The 15,522-nt window shown below is 73.7% G+C and carries 9 protein-coding genes and 2 tRNA genes; 6 read left to right on the top strand and 5 right to left on the bottom strand.

What is annotated here, in order from left to right:
- Window positions 1-27: 27 nt before the first annotated feature.
- From QFZ62_RS03135 to QFZ62_RS03125, 3 genes are all read right to left on the bottom strand, one after another.
- On the bottom strand, window positions 28-513 hold the full coding sequence (locus QFZ62_RS03135) for a Dps family protein (protein ID WP_307501561.1): 486 nt from the start codon (window positions 511-513) through the stop codon (window positions 28-30).
- 205 nt (window positions 514-718) lie between these two features.
- Window positions 719-5,818: an SCO7613 C-terminal domain-containing membrane protein gene (locus tag QFZ62_RS03130; protein ID WP_307501558.1), complete on the bottom strand. Its 5,100-nt coding sequence runs from the start codon at window positions 5,816-5,818 to the stop codon at window positions 719-721.
- A 638-nt stretch (window positions 5,819-6,456) separates the two neighbouring features.
- Window positions 6,457-6,527: transfer RNA gene (locus QFZ62_RS03125), tRNA-Gly, on the bottom strand.
- A 191-nt stretch (window positions 6,528-6,718) separates the two neighbouring features.
- On the opposite strand from QFZ62_RS03125, the gene QFZ62_RS03120 reads away from it, so the two are divergent.
- The 4 genes from QFZ62_RS03120 to QFZ62_RS03105 all read left to right on the top strand — a co-directional run bounded on the left by QFZ62_RS03120 (window position 6,719) and on the right by QFZ62_RS03105 (window position 9,863).
- Window positions 6,719-6,794 (top strand) — tRNA-Pro (locus QFZ62_RS03120).
- Window positions 6,795-6,859: 65 nt separating this feature from the next.
- Complete coding sequence (gene tig, locus QFZ62_RS03115; RefSeq protein WP_307501556.1) at window positions 6,860-8,314, top strand: trigger factor; 1,455 nt, start codon at window positions 6,860-6,862, stop codon at window positions 8,312-8,314.
- A 244-nt stretch (window positions 8,315-8,558) separates the two neighbouring features.
- Window positions 8,559-9,146 (top strand): ATP-dependent Clp protease proteolytic subunit, encoded by a 588-nt coding sequence (locus QFZ62_RS03110; RefSeq protein WP_307501553.1) that lies wholly within the window; start codon window positions 8,559-8,561, stop codon window positions 9,144-9,146.
- A 36-nt stretch (window positions 9,147-9,182) separates the two neighbouring features.
- Complete coding sequence (locus tag QFZ62_RS03105) at window positions 9,183-9,863, top strand: ATP-dependent Clp protease proteolytic subunit (protein WP_307501550.1); 681 nt, start codon at window positions 9,183-9,185, stop codon at window positions 9,861-9,863.
- 64 nt (window positions 9,864-9,927) lie between these two features.
- Here QFZ62_RS03105 and sfnG read toward each other — a convergent pair whose 3' ends face one another.
- Window positions 9,928-11,070 carry a dimethylsulfone monooxygenase SfnG gene (sfnG, locus tag QFZ62_RS03100; protein WP_307501548.1) on the bottom strand — a complete coding sequence of 381 codons (1,143 nt, stop codon included), beginning with the start codon at window positions 11,068-11,070 and terminating at the stop codon, window positions 9,928-9,930.
- 151 nt (window positions 11,071-11,221) lie between these two features.
- On the opposite strand from sfnG, the gene clpX reads away from it, so the two are divergent.
- On the top strand, window positions 11,222-12,502 hold the full coding sequence (clpX, locus tag QFZ62_RS03095; RefSeq protein ID WP_307501545.1) for an ATP-dependent Clp protease ATP-binding subunit ClpX: 1,281 nt from the start codon (window positions 11,222-11,224) through the stop codon (window positions 12,500-12,502).
- Between the two features lie 84 nt (window positions 12,503-12,586).
- On the opposite strand, the gene QFZ62_RS03090 is transcribed toward clpX, so the two are convergent.
- The gene (locus QFZ62_RS03090; RefSeq protein WP_307501543.1) at window positions 12,587-14,650 is read right to left on the bottom strand and encodes a M3 family metallopeptidase; all 2,064 of its coding nucleotides are present in this window, start codon (window positions 14,648-14,650) and stop codon (window positions 12,587-12,589) included.
- Between the two features lie 39 nt (window positions 14,651-14,689).
- Between QFZ62_RS03090 and QFZ62_RS03085 the strand changes: the two genes are divergently transcribed.
- Window positions 14,690-15,493 (top strand): methyltransferase domain-containing protein, encoded by an 804-nt coding sequence (locus tag QFZ62_RS03085; RefSeq protein WP_307501540.1) that lies wholly within the window; start codon window positions 14,690-14,692, stop codon window positions 15,491-15,493.
- Window positions 15,494-15,522: the final 29 nt, after the last annotated feature.

Below are 15,522 nucleotides of genomic sequence, written 5' to 3'. Positions count from 1 at the left end.
TCGGCGGCGGCTGCTGCGCTGCCGGCGCTACTCGCTGATGTGGGCGAAGAGGAACCAGCGGTCCTTCTCGAGTCCGCGGGCGATCTCGATGGCGACGTCCTGGCTGGTGACGTCGATCTCGCCCAGCTCCTGCACGGCGCGGTTGACGAGCTCCATCGTCGCGTCGATCTGCGCGATGACCTCGGCGATCGTGGCGCTCGACTGGCGGAAGCCGGGGGTGAGCGGCGCGGTGGTCGTGGCGGCGGCGACCGTCTCGATGCGCGCGTCGATCGGCAGGCCGAGCGCGACGACGCGCTCGGCGGCCGTGTCGGCCCAGCCCTGCGCGTGGGCGACCAGGACGTCGAGGAACTCGTGCACCCCGATGAAGTTGGCGCCGCGGACGTGCCAGTGCGCCTGCTTGCCGTTGACGGCGAGGGCCTGGAGGTTGACGACGACGGGGCTGAGGAACTGCGCGACGCCGGCGGCGACGTCGGCCGAGGCGGAGCTGGTGGGGACGTGGACGGTGTCGGTCATGGGTTCTCCTCGAGCGTGACGGGTCTGCGGTCTGCGGACGGTGCCCTCAATCTCGCGCACCGCGGGCGGCGCCGCAAGCAAGCTGAGGCATCGCTTACCGGGGCCCGGCGCGGGCAGCACGGGACTCGAGCGGGGCGCCTGGTGACTCCGGATCCGGTCCGTGCCACCGCGTGCGGGCCCCGCGCATCCCGCGTCCGCGTCCCGGTCAGCGCAGCGCCGACACCCGCGCGGCGACCTCGCGGAGGTCGCGCATGCGCCGCTCGTAGCGCGCGGCGACCGCGATGAGCACGACGCCGCCGATCCCGGCCCACGCCCACCACGGGACGGTCGCCGAGGCGTCGCGGATCCACGGCCAGAGCTGCGCGACCGCGTGCACGAGGAGCACCGCGGCGCCGATGAGGAACGGCGCGCGGAGGCGACGGGACGCCCCGACGAGGAGCGTGGCCAGGGCGACGGCGCCGAGACCGACGATGCGCCATGCCGGGCTCGGGCCGAGGTCGGCGAGGAGCGGCGGCACGAGGAGGACGAGGAGCCCGGGGGACAGGTGGCGCATGCTGCCCGCTCCCGCGTCGTGCGACAGCCGGCGAGCGCCGACGACCAGGAGCGCGAGGGCCAGGGGAACGGCGACCCACTCGATCGGATCCGCCGCACCCGTCGCCGCGAGGATGCCGGACGCGAGTGCGGTGGCGACCAGGGCGGTCACCGCGATGCCGCCGTCGCGGAGCGCAGGGGAGGCCGACACGGCCTCTCCGGCCATCGCGTCGGAGCCGGTCCGCCGTTCGTCGCCCGCGGGCGGCGTACCCGGGCCGGTGCCTGCCGCCGCGACGTGCAGCAGGCCGAGCAGGGTCACGAGGACGGCGCATCTGACCGTGGTGCCGGCCAGGCCGGCCGCATCCGCGAGGACGACGGCGGCGGTGCCCACGGCGGCGGTGGCGAGCACGGCCGCGAGGGCCAGGGCCCGGGGAGTCGCGGCCTCCACCGATGCGAGGGCGGATGCCGTGCGGATGTCGCCCGGCCCGTCGGGTCGCGACGTGGTGCGCGGCGACCTGGGCCCGTGTAGCGCGACCGCGAGGACCAGCACGATCCCGGCCGCGATCGACCACAGGTCCGTGCGGCCGACGGTCGGCGGGAGTCCCTGGACCAGCTGCGCGAGCGGTCGGCCGTAGCCGACGAGGAGCACGGCGAGCGCCGCGGGGCCGCCCGCCGCGAGGAGGAGCGCTCGCGGATCCGTCGGCGAGGCGCCGGACGGGTCTGCGGGCGCGGAGGGGGAGCGGCCGATCGACGCGGCGACGAGGATCAGGACGACCCCCGCGACCCCGCCGAGGACCAGCGCCCGCACGGGATCGCCGCCCCAGGAGGCCGCGGCGGTCGGGACGACCGCGAGGAGCAGCGCCGCGAGCACGAGCGGCGCCCCGCTCGCACGCCGGCGTTGCGGGGGCCGGGCGAGCCGGAGACCGCCGGGGAGTCCGAGCTCGAGGGCGGCGGCCACGAGCAGCAGCACCCCGGCGGGCGGCAGCACGTAGGGCTCGACCGCCGCGACGGCACCGCGACCCAGCGCGACCCACAGCGCGGCCGCTCCGAGCGCGAGCGCCACCCAGCCCATCCGCCGTCGCGCCGCGGACCAGGGGTCGAGCGCGACGAGGACCACGGCGGTGGCGGACAGCAGCAGCACCGCCGGGAGGCCCCGCGCGTCCGTGGCGCCTGCCATGACGACGGTGATCGCCGTCAGGAGGCCGACGGCGACGTCGGCCGCGATGCGCGGGAGCGTGGGCGAGGGCACGCCGGACGCGGCAGCGGCGTGCCGGGCGACTCTCTCCACGGCGCCCAGGGCAGCCACCAGCACCGCCACGACGGCGGGCACGACGAGCGCGCCCGCGTCCGAGATGGGCGAGGCCCCGCGCCAGGCGGACAGGGCGACGACGACGAGCGCGAGGTGCGCGACGGCGGCCACACGGTCGAGCACCCGCCGATGCGACGAGCGGGATGCCAGCAGCAGACCCGTGAGCGACACGAGGAGCACGGCGGCGATGAGCGGCCGCATCACGCCCTGCCCGGGCCGGACCGACAGCACGAGCACCAGGGCGGTCAGCACGGGCACGGCACCCAGGGCCGCACCGGCGACACGCGTGTCCGCGGAGTCACGGGCGGCGCGGAGCACGAGGACGCCGGTGGCGCCGAGGAGCAGCGCCGTCACGAGGAGCTGCACGTCCACCGCGGGAGTCCGGTCGACGTACCCGGCCGCGAGTCGGAGGGCGCGGGTGGAGCCGACGGCCAGCAGCCCGAGCGCGCCGCCGGTGACCGTGGCCCGCAGGAGCGGTCGCACGGGTCCGGGGGCACGGCGCATGAGAGCGGCGGGCACCAGGGCCAGGACCGCCAGCACGACCGTCAGCGCGAGCGGGCGGATCACGTCGTCCGCACGTCCCGCGGGGGAGAGCGGGAGCGCGGCCGTGAGGATGCCCGCGAGCACGAGCGCCGACACGCCTCGGCGCACGCGGGGCCCGCCGCCCTCGCCCTCGCCCTCGTGCGCGTCCAGGCGGAGGGCCGCCCGGTGGACGAGGGCCGCGGCCAGGAGCAGGGTCCCGGCGACGGGCAGCACGTACGCCTCGGGCAGTCGGATGTCGGCGGCGAGCAGCCGCGCCCACAGCGCCGCGATCCCGAGGCCGAGCGCCGTCCAGGCCCATGCGCGACGGACGCTCCGGGACAGGAGCAGGCCGTCCGGCGCGGACGCCAGGACGAGCGCGGTCACGGCCAGGATCAGCAGCGGTATCCACAGCCGGTCGTCTGTCCCGTCGAAGGCGCTACCCGCGACCGCGACGATCAAGCCGGCGCCTCCGACGGCGACCGCGCCGGTGTCGAGCGCGACGCGGAGGTCCGTGGACGTGCGGAGGTACGCGACCCGGCCCAGCAGGGTGACCGCGAGGGCCGCGGCCGCGGGGACCGCTCCCGGCACGTCGCTGTCCGGGGGCGCGAGCGCGGCGACCGTCGCCACGGCCGCCAGGAGCACGGGCGCGAGGAGGCCGGCGGTGGCCAGCCGCCACCCGCGCCCGGGAGCCGGGGGAGCGATCCGCTCGGCATCGGTCGGTGGCGTCGTGCCGACGGTGGGCGCAGGGGCGCCTGCCGACGAATCGGGGCCGGCGGCGCCAAGCGTGACGCCCGGGACGGAGGGCATCGACGGCGGCAGGGCTTGGGGCGGCGGTCCCACACGCGCGGGCAGCGGGCGCCGGGCCCGCCCGCCGACCGTCCAGGACGCGAGCGCGGCAACGAGGAGCATCTGGCCGATGATCGGCCAGGCGGGCGCCGCGGTGAGCGCCCCTCCCGCGTGGTCCGCGCCGGTCGCCGACACCAGGACGGAGGCGACGAGCGCGGGCAGGAGCGCCGTGGCCAGCACGGCGCGCCCCCGGACGCCCGGCGCGCTCCGCAGGATGCCCGCACCGAGCAGGAGGAGACCGGCCGCCATGAGCACGAGGACCGCGGGGTCGGCGACCGGGCCGAGGTCGGCGGAGAGCGGAGCGCGGCCGATCGCGCCGGCGTCGCGCAGCGAGGGCGCCAGGGCGGCCACGGACAGCAGCGCGCCGAGCACGGCCGTGATCGTCGAGAGGCGACGTGCGCCTTGGGTGCGCGCGGCCCGGGAGGCGGCGATCAGCAGGGTCAGCAGGACGGGAGTCGCCGCCCACCAGGTCGGCGTGCTGCCCCACGAGGCGAGCCAGGCCATCGAACCCGCGGCGATCCCCAGCGCGGTGAGGGGGGCCGTGCGCGGATCGGTAGGGCGGGGTCGCCCGACCGGGGCTGGGGCCGGGATCCGGGCGGGGGCGTCCGAGTCCACCGCATCGGGAGCGGTGGCGGCCGGCCCGGCCGATGCTCCGACCCGGAAGCGCAGCGCGGACGCGGTGAGGGCCACCGCGACGTACGCGGCGACCACGGCGGCGAGCGGGCCGAGCGCCGGCACGGCGGCGACGACCACGGACGCGCCGGCCCAGGCGAGCGGACCCCGACGGGCGGCCGTCCGGGGACCCACCGCCGACGCGCCCACCGCCAGCAGCCAGACGAGCACGAGGCCCAGGGACGCGGCACGGGCGTCCGCGGCGAGGTCGAGGATCCCGCTGTCCCTCCCGAGCTCGAGGACGGGATCGCGGCCGGGTCCGAGCGCCCACGGGGGGAGCCCGGCGATCACCGCTCCCGCGACGCCGGCCGTCGCGGAGAGCGCCACGGGGAGCGCCGCGACGATCGCGACGACGCCCGCCGCCGCTCGGGCGACCCGCGCGCTCTCCGCGAGGCGGGGCGCCCCGATCCGCCGGGCCGCCACGTCGAGCACCGCGACGACGAGCGCGGCGGCGGCGACCTGCGCACAGAGCGTGAGGAGGGCGGCGCCGCCCGTCACCGCGGTCATGGGGACGGCCAGCGCGGCGCTCGCGCCGGCGACCGAGGCCGCGATGACGCGGAGCGGCCGCACGCCGGTCGTCTCCGTCGTCTCGACCCCACCGTCCGCCGCGGGCGCCTCCTGCGGATCCGCGACCCGCGGCGTGCGCGACGAGGACGACGACAGGATCCAGGCATGGGACCCTGCCGCCACCGCCGCGACCAGGAGAGGGACCGCGGGGACGGCGTCCCGATCGGCGGCGCTGGCTGCTCCGGCGACGAGCGCGCCCGCGGCGGCGGCGACTCCGGTGATCCGCAGCACGAGCCGCTCGAGGCCGTCGGGGGCCACGACGGCGCGGGCGCGCGGCATGGCGTGCAGGAGCGCGACGGCGGAGGCCGCCGCGAGCGCGCACGCGGTGCGCGTGCCGGCGTCCAGGGCGGGCACTGCGGCGACCAGCAGCCCCGCGGCGACGGGCAGGCCCGCCCAGGCGGCGAGGCCCACGGATCGCACGCGGACGACCGGTCGCGACGCGAGGAGGGCGGCCGAGGCGAGGAGGGTCCCGATGCCGGAGTACGCGAAGGGGTCCGCGGATCCGGCGCCGCCCAGGTCGTAGGCGCGCACCGCCCACACGTCGAGGTGGAGGAGGACGACGCCCACGACGCCCACAGCCTCCGCCGTGCCGACGAGCCCCCGCCGGGACAGGATCGCCGACGCGACGAACGCGGCGAGCGTCACGCCGCCCGTGATCGCGGCGCGCACCAGCAGCCCGTAGGTGACGAAGGCGTAGACGACGTAGAAGACCGCAGCGACGGAGAGCAGCACCACGCCGATGCTCAGCAGCACGACGGGGACGCTGAGCCGGCGACGAGGGGGATCGCTCGGCAGGGGCCGCTCCGGTGCGGCGGGCACGGCCGCGGCGGTGGGCGCGGCCGCGGGGACGCGCGGCACCGCCGACGGAGTGGCCGAGCGCCATGCGGGGGGAGCGAGGCCGGCGGGCGTCGCCTCCGCAGCGGCGGGCCGGGGCGGGGGCGACGCCGCTGGCGCTTCCGCTGGCGCTGCGGCAGGTGATGCCGCCGCTCCCGTCGAGGCGACCGAGGCCGTCGAGGCCGCCGGAGCCGTCACGGCGAGCCGGGCCGCGGCCCATCCCCGCATCGAGCCGAGGAGTCGATCCCGATCCCGGGCGAGACGCACGATGCCCTGCGAGGCGGCCAGCACCTCGGCGGCCTCGGGTGCCCTTACGTCGAGCCCGCATCGCGCGCAGACCAGGGCGCCGAGAGGGGCGAAGCACGCGGGGCAGAGGTCGGTGCGGAGGAGGTGCTCCGGGCTGGCCGGCCATGACCGATCCGTCCACCGCGCCGCGCCCGCGTCCTCCGTGACCATGCCGCCCCCTCGCTCCGTGGGCGATCCGCCCCCGGCCGCCGCTCAGGACGCTATCGGCAAGCCGGTCGCCGAGGGGCCGTGCGACCCCGAACGGGGGCCGCCTCCGTGGCGAGGACCTGGGGAGGAGGGGACGGACGGCGACGAGCGACGCGTCGATGCAGGGGCCGGGGATGACCTGACAGGAGGAGCCGCACGAGGGGCAGGAGAGGGGATGACGGGAATCGAACCCGCGTGATCAGTTTGGAAGACTGAGGCTCTACCATTGAGCTACATCCCCGCGATGCCGGCACCGCCGCCCCCGAGGGGCCGTGCGCCGGATGCGCGGGATCCAGCGTAGCGCAGCCTCCCGCCACCGGTGACCAGCGCCCGGCACGAGTCGGATAGGCTGTGCCACGGTCGGATCGGCTTCCGCGCGCCTGCACGTCGAGGCGCACGGCGCCCGCCTCGGCCGAGGGAATGCGTGGCAGCCGGGGCGTAGCGTAGTGGCTAGCGCGTCCGCTTTGGGAGCGGAAGACCGCAGGTTCGAGTCCTGTCGCCCCGACCACATCCCCGACGACGAAATGCCGTCTCAGCCGAGGCGCGTACCGCGATTACAGGAGAACTCCACACGTGAAGACCACGGTCGAAAAGCTGAGCCCCACGCGCGTCAAGCTCGCGATCTCTGCGACCCCCGAAGACCTGAAGCCGCACATCGACCACGCATACGGCCACATCGCCGAGCAGGTCAACATCCCCGGCTTCCGCAAGGGCAAGGTGCCGCCCGCCATCATCGACCAGCGCGTCGGCCGCGAGGCCGTGCTGGAGCACGCCGTCAACGACGGCATGGACGGCTTCTACCAGGCCGCCGTGAAGGAAACGGACATCCGCCCCCTCGGCCGCCCGGAGGCGGACGTCAAGGAGTGGCCCGGCAAGGACCTCACCGGCGAGCTGCTGCTCGAGATCGAGGTCGACGTCCGCCCCGAGTTCGAGCTGCCCGCCTACGAGGGCCTCGAGCTCACGGTGGACTCCGTCGAGGTCACCGACGACGAGGTCGGCACCGAGCTCGACAGCCTCCGCAGCCGCTTCGGCACGCTGATCACGGTCGACCGCCCCGCCAAGACGGGCGACTTCGTCCAGATCGACCTCACCGCCACCATCGCCGGCAACGCCGTCGACACCGCGAGCGGCATCTCCTACGAGCTCGGCTCGGGCGACCTCATCGAGGGCATCGACGAGGCCCTCGAGTCCCTCACCGCCGGCGAGAGCACGACCTTCGAGTCGAAGCTCCTCGGCGGCGACAACGAGGGCGAGACCGCGGAGATCGCCGTGACCGTCCAGTCCGTCAAGGAGCGCGAGCTGCCCGAGGCCGACGACGACTTCGCGCAGATCGCCAGCGAGTTCGACACCATCGACGAGCTGCGCGCGGACCTCAAGGTCCAGGTCGGCAAGTCCAAGGTCTTCGGCCAGGTCACTCAGGCCCGCGACCAGATCGTCGACAAGCTCCTCGAGGGCGTCGAGATCCCCGTCCCCGAGAAGCTCGTCGAGGACGAGGTGCACCGCCACCTCGAGAACGAGAACCGCCTCGAGGACGACGTGCACCGCGCCGAGGTCAAGGAGTCCAGCGAGAAGGCGTTCCGCCAGCAGCTGCTCCTCGACGTCATCGCCGAGAAGGAGGAGCTGAAGGTCAGCCAGGACGAGCTGACCCAGTACCTCATCCAGGGTGCGCAGCAGTACAACATGGAGCCGAACGAGTTCGTCCAGGTCCTGCAGCAGAACAACCAGATCCCCGCCATGGTCGGCGAGGTCGCGCGCAACAAGGCCCTCGCGGTCGTGCTCGACAAGGCGAAGGTCGTGGACGCGGACGGCAAGGCCGTCGACGTCACCGAGTTCACGCAGCCCGTCGTGCGCGACGCCGACGCCGTCGTCGAGGAGCCCGCCGACGCGGACGCCGAGGCCGTCGTCGCCGACGCTCCCGCGGAGGAGGAGGCCGCGGCCCCCGCCGCCGAGGAGGCGCCCGTCGAGAAGCCGAAGAAGAAGGCGCCCGCGAAGAAGAAGGCCGCCGAGAAGGCCGCCGACTCCGAGTAGTCGCATCCGCGGGACGCCCAGCGCGTCCCGCACCACGAGGGCCCGGGGAGCACACGCTCCCCGGGCCCTCGTGCGTCCGGCGACGGCCCCGCTCCGCCCGCGGCGGCCGTGCGCTCCGCCCGCGGCGGCTGTGCGCTCCGCCTGCGGCGGCTGTGCGCTCCGCCCGCGGCGAACACGGCGATCGGGGCGATGCCGCTCCGATAGATTCATGACTCGAAGCGACGAATGAATGGGAGCTCGAACAATGGCCGAACCGACACTGGTACCCGGTGTTTTTGACCGACTGCTGAAGGACCGCATCATCTGGCTCGGATCCGAGGTCCGCGACGACAACGCGAACGAGATCTGCGCGAAGATCCTGCTGCTGGCGGCGGAGGATTCCGAGAAGGACATCTTCCTGTACATCAACTCGCCCGGCGGTTCCATCACCGCGGGAATGGCCATCTACGACACCATGCAGTTCGTCCCCAACGACATCGTCACGGTCGGCATCGGCATGGCCGCGTCCATGGGCCAGCTGCTCCTCACGAGCGGCACCAAGGGCAAGCGCTACATCACGCCGAACGCGCGCGTCCTGCTGCACCAGCCCCACGGCGGATTCGGCGGAACGTCGAGCGACATCCAGACGCAGGCCCAGCTCATCCTCTCGATGAAGCAGCGCCTCGCCGAGATCACCGCGGGCCAGACCGGCAAGACGGCCGAGCAAATCAACGAGGACGGCGACCGCGACCGCTGGTTCACCGCCCAGGAGGCCCTCGAGTACGGCTTCGTCGACCACATCCGCGAGTCGGCGACCGACGTCATCGGCGGCGGCGGCACCGAGACCTCCTAGAGCCCGCGACAGAGAAGACAGGTAAGAGAAGAGAACATGGAACTCCCCACCTTCGGCGGCGCCCGCAGCGCCGGCTCCACCGCCACGAGCCCGTCGTCGCGGTACATCCTCCCCAGCTTCGAGGAGCGCACGGCCTACGGCTACAAGCGCCAGGACCCGTACGCGAAGCTCTTCGAGGACCGCATCATCTTCCTCGGCGTGCAGGTCGACGACGCGTCCGCGGACGACGTCATGGCCCAGCTGCTCGTGCTGGAGTCGATGGACCCCGACCGCGACATCGTCATGTACATCAACTCGCCCGGCGGCTCCTTCACGGCCATGACGGCGATCTACGACACGATGCAGTACGTCTCGCCGCAGATCCAGACCGTCTGCCTCGGCCAGGCGGCGTCCGCGGCCGCCGTGCTGCTGGCGGGCGGCGCGCCCGGGAAGCGCCTCGCGCTCCCCAACGCGCGCGTGCTCATCCACCAGCCCGCCACGGGCGAGTCGAGCGGCGGACAGGCGTCCGACATCGAGATCCAGGCGGCGGAGATCATGCGCATGCGCTCCTGGCTCGAGGACACGCTCGCGAGCCACACCAACCGCGACCGCGACCAGATCAACCGCGACATCGAGCGCGACAAGATCCTCGGCGCGAACGAGGCGCTCGAGTACGGTCTCATCGACCAGGTGCTCACCTCGCGCAAGAACCTGACGGCGGCGCTCCCCGCCCGCTAGGCCCGCATGGACGAGAGGGGCGGTCGGCTCGAGCCGACCGCCCCTCTCCGCGCGTCCGGACGCGTCAGGCCGCCGGCTCCGCGATCTCCCCGCGCTCGATCGCCTCGCGCTCGAGCTCCCGGACGATGGGCAGGATCCGCGTGCCGAAGTCCTCGATGTCCTCGAGGTAGTGCAGGAAGCCGAGCAGCAGCAGGTCCACCCCGCGCTTGCGGTACTCGACCATGCGGCGGGCGATCTGCTCCGGGGTGCCGATGAGGCCCGTCCGGAACCCGTCGTTGTACTGGACGAGGTCGCGGAACGTGGAGTCGGACCACATGCCCTTGCCGTCCCCGGTGGACGAGCCCGCCTGCTTCACCGCCTGGCGGAAGCCCTCGACGGCGTCGGGGTTCGCCTTCGCGATGATCTCCTCCAGCACGTCCTGGGCCTCCCGCTCGGTGTCGCGCGCGATGACGAAGCCGTTCAGGCCGAACCGCACGCGGTCCGTGCGGCCCGCCGCGCGCGCGGAGGCGAGCACGTCGTCGCGCTGATCCTCGAAGCCCGCGAAGTCCTTGCCGTTGGAGAAGTACCAGTCCGTCACGCGCCCGCCCATCTGCCGGGCGTCGGTGCTGTTGCCGCCCATGAATATCTCCGGGTGCGCGCGCCCCGGGACGGCGACGGGCGGCGGCTTCAGCGTGAAGTCGTGGATCCGGTAGAAGTCGCCGAGGTGCGTGAAGTCCTGCTCCGTCCAGAGGCCGCGCAGCACGCGGATGAACTCCTCGGTGCGGCGGTAGCGCTCCCCGTGCTCCAGCCACGGCTCGCCGAACCCCACGAACTCGTCCTTGAGCCAGCCCGAGACGACGTTGACGGCGGCACGGCCGTGCGACATGTGGTCGGCCGTGATGATCCACTTCGCGAGCACGCCCGGGTGCCAGAGGCCGGGGTGCACGGCGGCGATGACCTTGAGGCGCTCGGTCGCGAGCAGGAGGCCGAGCGAGAACGACGTCGACTCGTGCTGCTGGTCGGCGCCGTAGGAGGCGGCGTACCGCACCTGGCTCAGCGCGTAGTCGAACCCGCTGCGCTCGGCGAGCTGCGCGACGCGGACGTTGAAGTCGAAGTCGAAGTGGGTGCGCTGCTCGATGTCGCTCGTCACGAGGCCGCCCGAGACGTTCGGGACCCAGTAGGCGAAGGACAGCGCGTCGGGGGATGCGGGGGCGGTGTCATCGGTCATGCGGACATGGTGGGTGCGGATGCCGCCGCGCACCTGGACTGTTGCGCCGTGTGACGGATACCACGCGACGGGCCGTGCTCCCAGGGGTCCGGGCCATGTCCGATGCACGGGTTAGGCTCGTGGAACACCGCACGACTTCGGGGAGGCTTCCATGGCACGCATCGGCGAGAGCGCGGATCTGCTCAAGTGCTCCTTCTGCGGGAAGAGCCAGAAGCAGGTCCAGCAGCTGATCGCAGGACCGGGCGTCTACATCTGCGACGAGTGCGTGGAGCTCTGCAACGAGATCATCGAGGAGCGCCTGGCCGAGGCCAGCGAGGAGACCACGGGCGAGTTCGACCTCCCCAAGCCGAAGGAGATCTTCGGCTTCCTCGACGAGTACGTCATCGGGCAGGAGGCCGCCAAGCGCGCGCTGTCCGTCGCGGTCTACAACCACTACAAGCGCGTCCGCGCCGTCGGCACCATCGGGCCGGCCGAGACGGTCGGCGACGAGATCGAGATCGCCAAGAGCAACATCCTCCTCATCGGCCCGACCGGCTGCGGCAAGACGTACCTCGCGCAGACGCTGGCGAAGCGGCTCAACGTGCCGTTCGCCGTCGCGGACGCGACCGCCCTCACCGAGGCCGGCTACGTGGGCGAGGACGTGGAGAACATCCTCCTCAAGCTCATCCAGGCGGCGGACTACGACGTGAAGCGCGCCGAGACGGGCATCATCTACATCGACGAGGTCGACAAGATCGCGCGCAAGGCCGAGAACCCGAGCATCACCCGCGACGTGTCGGGCGAGGGCGTCCAGCAGGCGCTGCTGAAGATCCTCGAGGGCACCGTGGCCTCGGTGCCGCCGCAGGGCGGACGCAAGCACCCGCACCAGGAGTTCATTCAGGTCGACACGACCAACGTGCTGTTCATCGTGGCCGGCGCGTTCGCGGGCCTCGAGGACATCATCAGCCAGCGCGCCGGCAAGAAGGGCATCGGCTTCGGGGCCCCGCTGCACCGCAAGGACGTCAACGCCGACGTGTTCGGCGAGGTGCTCCCGGAGGACCTCCACAAGTTCGGGCTCATCCCCGAGTTCATCGGGCGCCTCCCCGTCGTCACGACGGTCACGCAGCTCGACCAGCGCGCGCTCATGGAGATCCTCACCAAGCCGCGCAACGCGCTCGTGCGCCAGTACCAGCGGATGTTCGAGCTCGACGGCGTGGAGCTGGAGTTCGAGCAGGGCGCCCTGGAGTCCATCGCCGACCTCGCCGTCCTCCGCCAGACGGGCGCCCGCGGCCTCCGGGCCATCCTCGAGGAGGTGCTCGGGCCGGTCATGTTCGACATCCCCTCGGACGACGAGGTGGGCCGCGTCGTCATCACCCGCGAGTCGGTCGTGCAGAACGCCGCGCCCACGATCGTGCCGCGCGCCTCGATGCTCCGCGCGGAGAAGTCCGCCTGATCCGCCCGGGCCGCCGACGGGCCGGACGACGAGAGCGCCGCACCCCGTGAGGCATGCGGCGCTCTCGTCGTGTCGCGCGGCGGATCAGTCAGCGAGACCGCGGCGCTCGAGCAGCGGCTCGATCACGGCGTCGCGGCCGCGGAAGTCGCGGTACGCCTCCAGCGGGTCCTTCGATCCGCCGACGCCGAGGAGGCGCGAACGGAACCGGTCGCCGTTCGCGCGCGTCAGGCCGCCGTTCTCGTGGAACCACTCGACGGTGTCGGCGTCGAGGACCTCGCTCCAGATGTACGAGTAGTAGCCGGCGTCGTAGCCGCCCGCGAAGGTGTGCTGGAAGTAGCTCGACGCGTAGCGGGGGAGGACGGCCGGCACGTCGAGGCCGACGGAGGCGAGGGCGTCGGCCTGGAACGCGTCCACGTCCTCGACCACGTCGTCGACGCCGATCCGGTGCCACGCCTGGTCGAGCAGCGCGGCGCCCAGGTACTCGCTCGTGAGGAAGCCCTCGTTGAACGCGCTCGACGCCTGCACGGCGGCGACCAGCTCGTCGGGCATCCGCTCGCCGGTCTCGTGGTGCACGGCGTACGAGGCGAGGATCTCCGGCCACAGCATCCACATCTCGTTCACCTGGCTCGGGAACTCGACGAAGTCGCGGAACACGTTGGTGCCGGCGAAGCGCTGGTAAGTGACGCGGGCGAAGAGCCCGTGCAGGGCGTGCCCGAACTCGTGGAAGAGCGTGTTCGTCTCGTCGTAGCTGAGGAGCGTCGGCTGTCCCGGGGGCGGCTTCGGCACGTTGAGGTTGTTGAGGACGACCGTGGGCGTGTCGAGGAGGTCGCTCTGCGAGATGAGCGGGTTCATCCACGCGCCGCCGCGCTTCGAGTCGCGCGTGTGCAGGTCGAGGACGTACAGGCCGACGGGTGAGTCGTCCTCGTCACGGACCTCGAAGACGCGGGCGTCCGGGTGGTAGGAGACGATGTCGGGGCGCTCCGAGAAGCTGACGCCGTAGAGCAGGGTCGCGGCGCGGAACACGCCGTCCTGGAGGACGCGCTCGGACTCGAGGTACGGGCGCATGCGCTCGGTGTCGACGTCGTAGCGCTCCGTGCGCACCTTCTCGCTGTAGAGCGCCCAGTCCCAGGCGGCCAGCTCGAACGTCGGCTCGCCGCGCTCCTCCTGGGTCCGGTCGATGACGCGCTGCAGCTCCACAGCCTCGGCCCGGGCGTTGCGGGCTGCGGCGGGAGCGAGGCGGCCCAGCATGTCCGCCACCGCCTCGGGCGTGCGCGCCGTCTGGTCCGCGGTGACCGCGGCCGCGTGGCTCGGGAACCCGAGCAGGGCGGCGCGCTCGGCGCGGAGCCGCGTGATCTCGAGCACGAGCGGGCGGTTGTCGTGCGCGTTCCCGCGGGCGCCACGGGCGAGCGACGCCTCCATGATCCGTCGGCGCAGCCCGCGGTCGGTGAGCTGCGACAGGTACGGGTGCCCGGTCGGGAGCACCAGCGTGATGAGGTGCTTGCCCTCGAGCCCGCGGTCGGCGGCGGCCTGCGCGGCCGCCGCGACGGCGCCCGCGCCCAGGCCGTCGAGCTCGGCCGGGTCGTCCACGACCACGGCGAGGTCGTTCGTGTCCTCGAGCAGGTTCGACTCGAAGCGCGTGGTGAGCGTGGACAGGCGGCGGTTCAGGTCGCGCAGGCGGTCCTTCGCGGCGTCGTCGAGGCCGGCGCCCGCCACCGTGAACTCGGCGAGGTACCGCTCGACGAGGTAGACGGACTCGGCGTCGAGGCCGGAGTCGTGTCGGGCGTCGTGCACCGCGCGGATGCGGGCGTAGAGGGCGGAGTCGAGGCGGATCGCGTCCTCGTGCGCGGCGAGCTCGGGCGCGATCTCCGCGTCGAGCTCGCGCGTGAAGGGGGAGCTGTCGGCCGACGAGAGCGTGAAGAAGACGTGGCCGACGCGGTCGAGGACGCGGCCGGAGCGCTCCAGCGCGACGAGGGTGTTCTCGAACGTGGGCGGCTCCGTGGATCCCGCGATGGCCCGCACCTCCGCGAGGTGCTCGGCGATGCCGGCCTGGAACGCGGGGCGGAAGTGCTCCTCGCGGATGTCGGCGAACGGGGGCATGCCGTAGGGGAGCGAGCTCGGCTCGAGGAAGGGGTTCGGGGACGTCGTCATACGGCGAGCCTAGGCCGGGCGCCGACCTAGGCTCGGAGGGTGAACAGCGAGCGATACACCCACGGCCACCACGAGAGCGTCCTCCGCGTGCACAGCGCGCGCACCGTGCGGAACTCCGCCGCCTACCTGGAACCGCACCTCCGGCCGGGCCTCGACGTCCTGGACGTCGGGAGCGGACCCGGAACGATCACGGTGGAGCTCGCCGACGCCGTGGCGCCCGGCCGCGTCGTGGGGCTCGACATGTCGGAGGACGTCGTGCGGCAGGCGTCCGAGCTGGCCGCGACCCGCGGCACCGCGAACGTCGCGTTCGTCACGGGATCCGTGTACGAGCTGCCCTACGCCGACGCCTCCTTCGACGTCGTCCACGCCCACCAGGTGCTGCAGCACGTCGCCGATCCCGTCCGCGCCCTGGCGGAGATGCGCCGCGTCACGCGCCCCGGCGGGCTCGTCGCGGCCCGCGACGTCATCTACTCGAAGGTCGCGCTGTTCCCGGAGACCGACGGCCTCCGCCTGTGGGCCGACGTCTACCTGCCGGTGCACCGCGCGAACGGCGGGGAGCCCGACGCCGGATCCCGTCTCAAGGCGTGGGCGCGGGCGGCCGGCTTCACCGACATCGCGTCGAGCGCATCCGTGTGGTGCTTCTCGTCCGACGACGAGCGCGCGTGGTGGGGCGGCGCGTGGGCCGATCGGGCGGTCGCCTCGTCGTTCGCCGGCCAGGCGCTCGAGGGCGGCTTCGCGAGCGACGACGACCTGCAGGCCATCCGGGCCGGGTGGCAGGCCTGGGCAGCCGACGCGGACGGGTTCCTCGCGATGCCGCACGGGGAGATCCTCGCGCGCCGCTGACGCCGACGGGCACGCCGCCCCGCACGCGA

The sequence above is a fragment of the Clavibacter sp. B3I6 genome, assembly GCF_030816895.1.
Taxonomy (GTDB): domain Bacteria; phylum Actinomycetota; class Actinomycetes; order Actinomycetales; family Microbacteriaceae; genus Clavibacter.
Note: the sequence above shows the minus strand (reverse complement) of the source record. Positions and strands in the feature narration are given on the sequence as shown.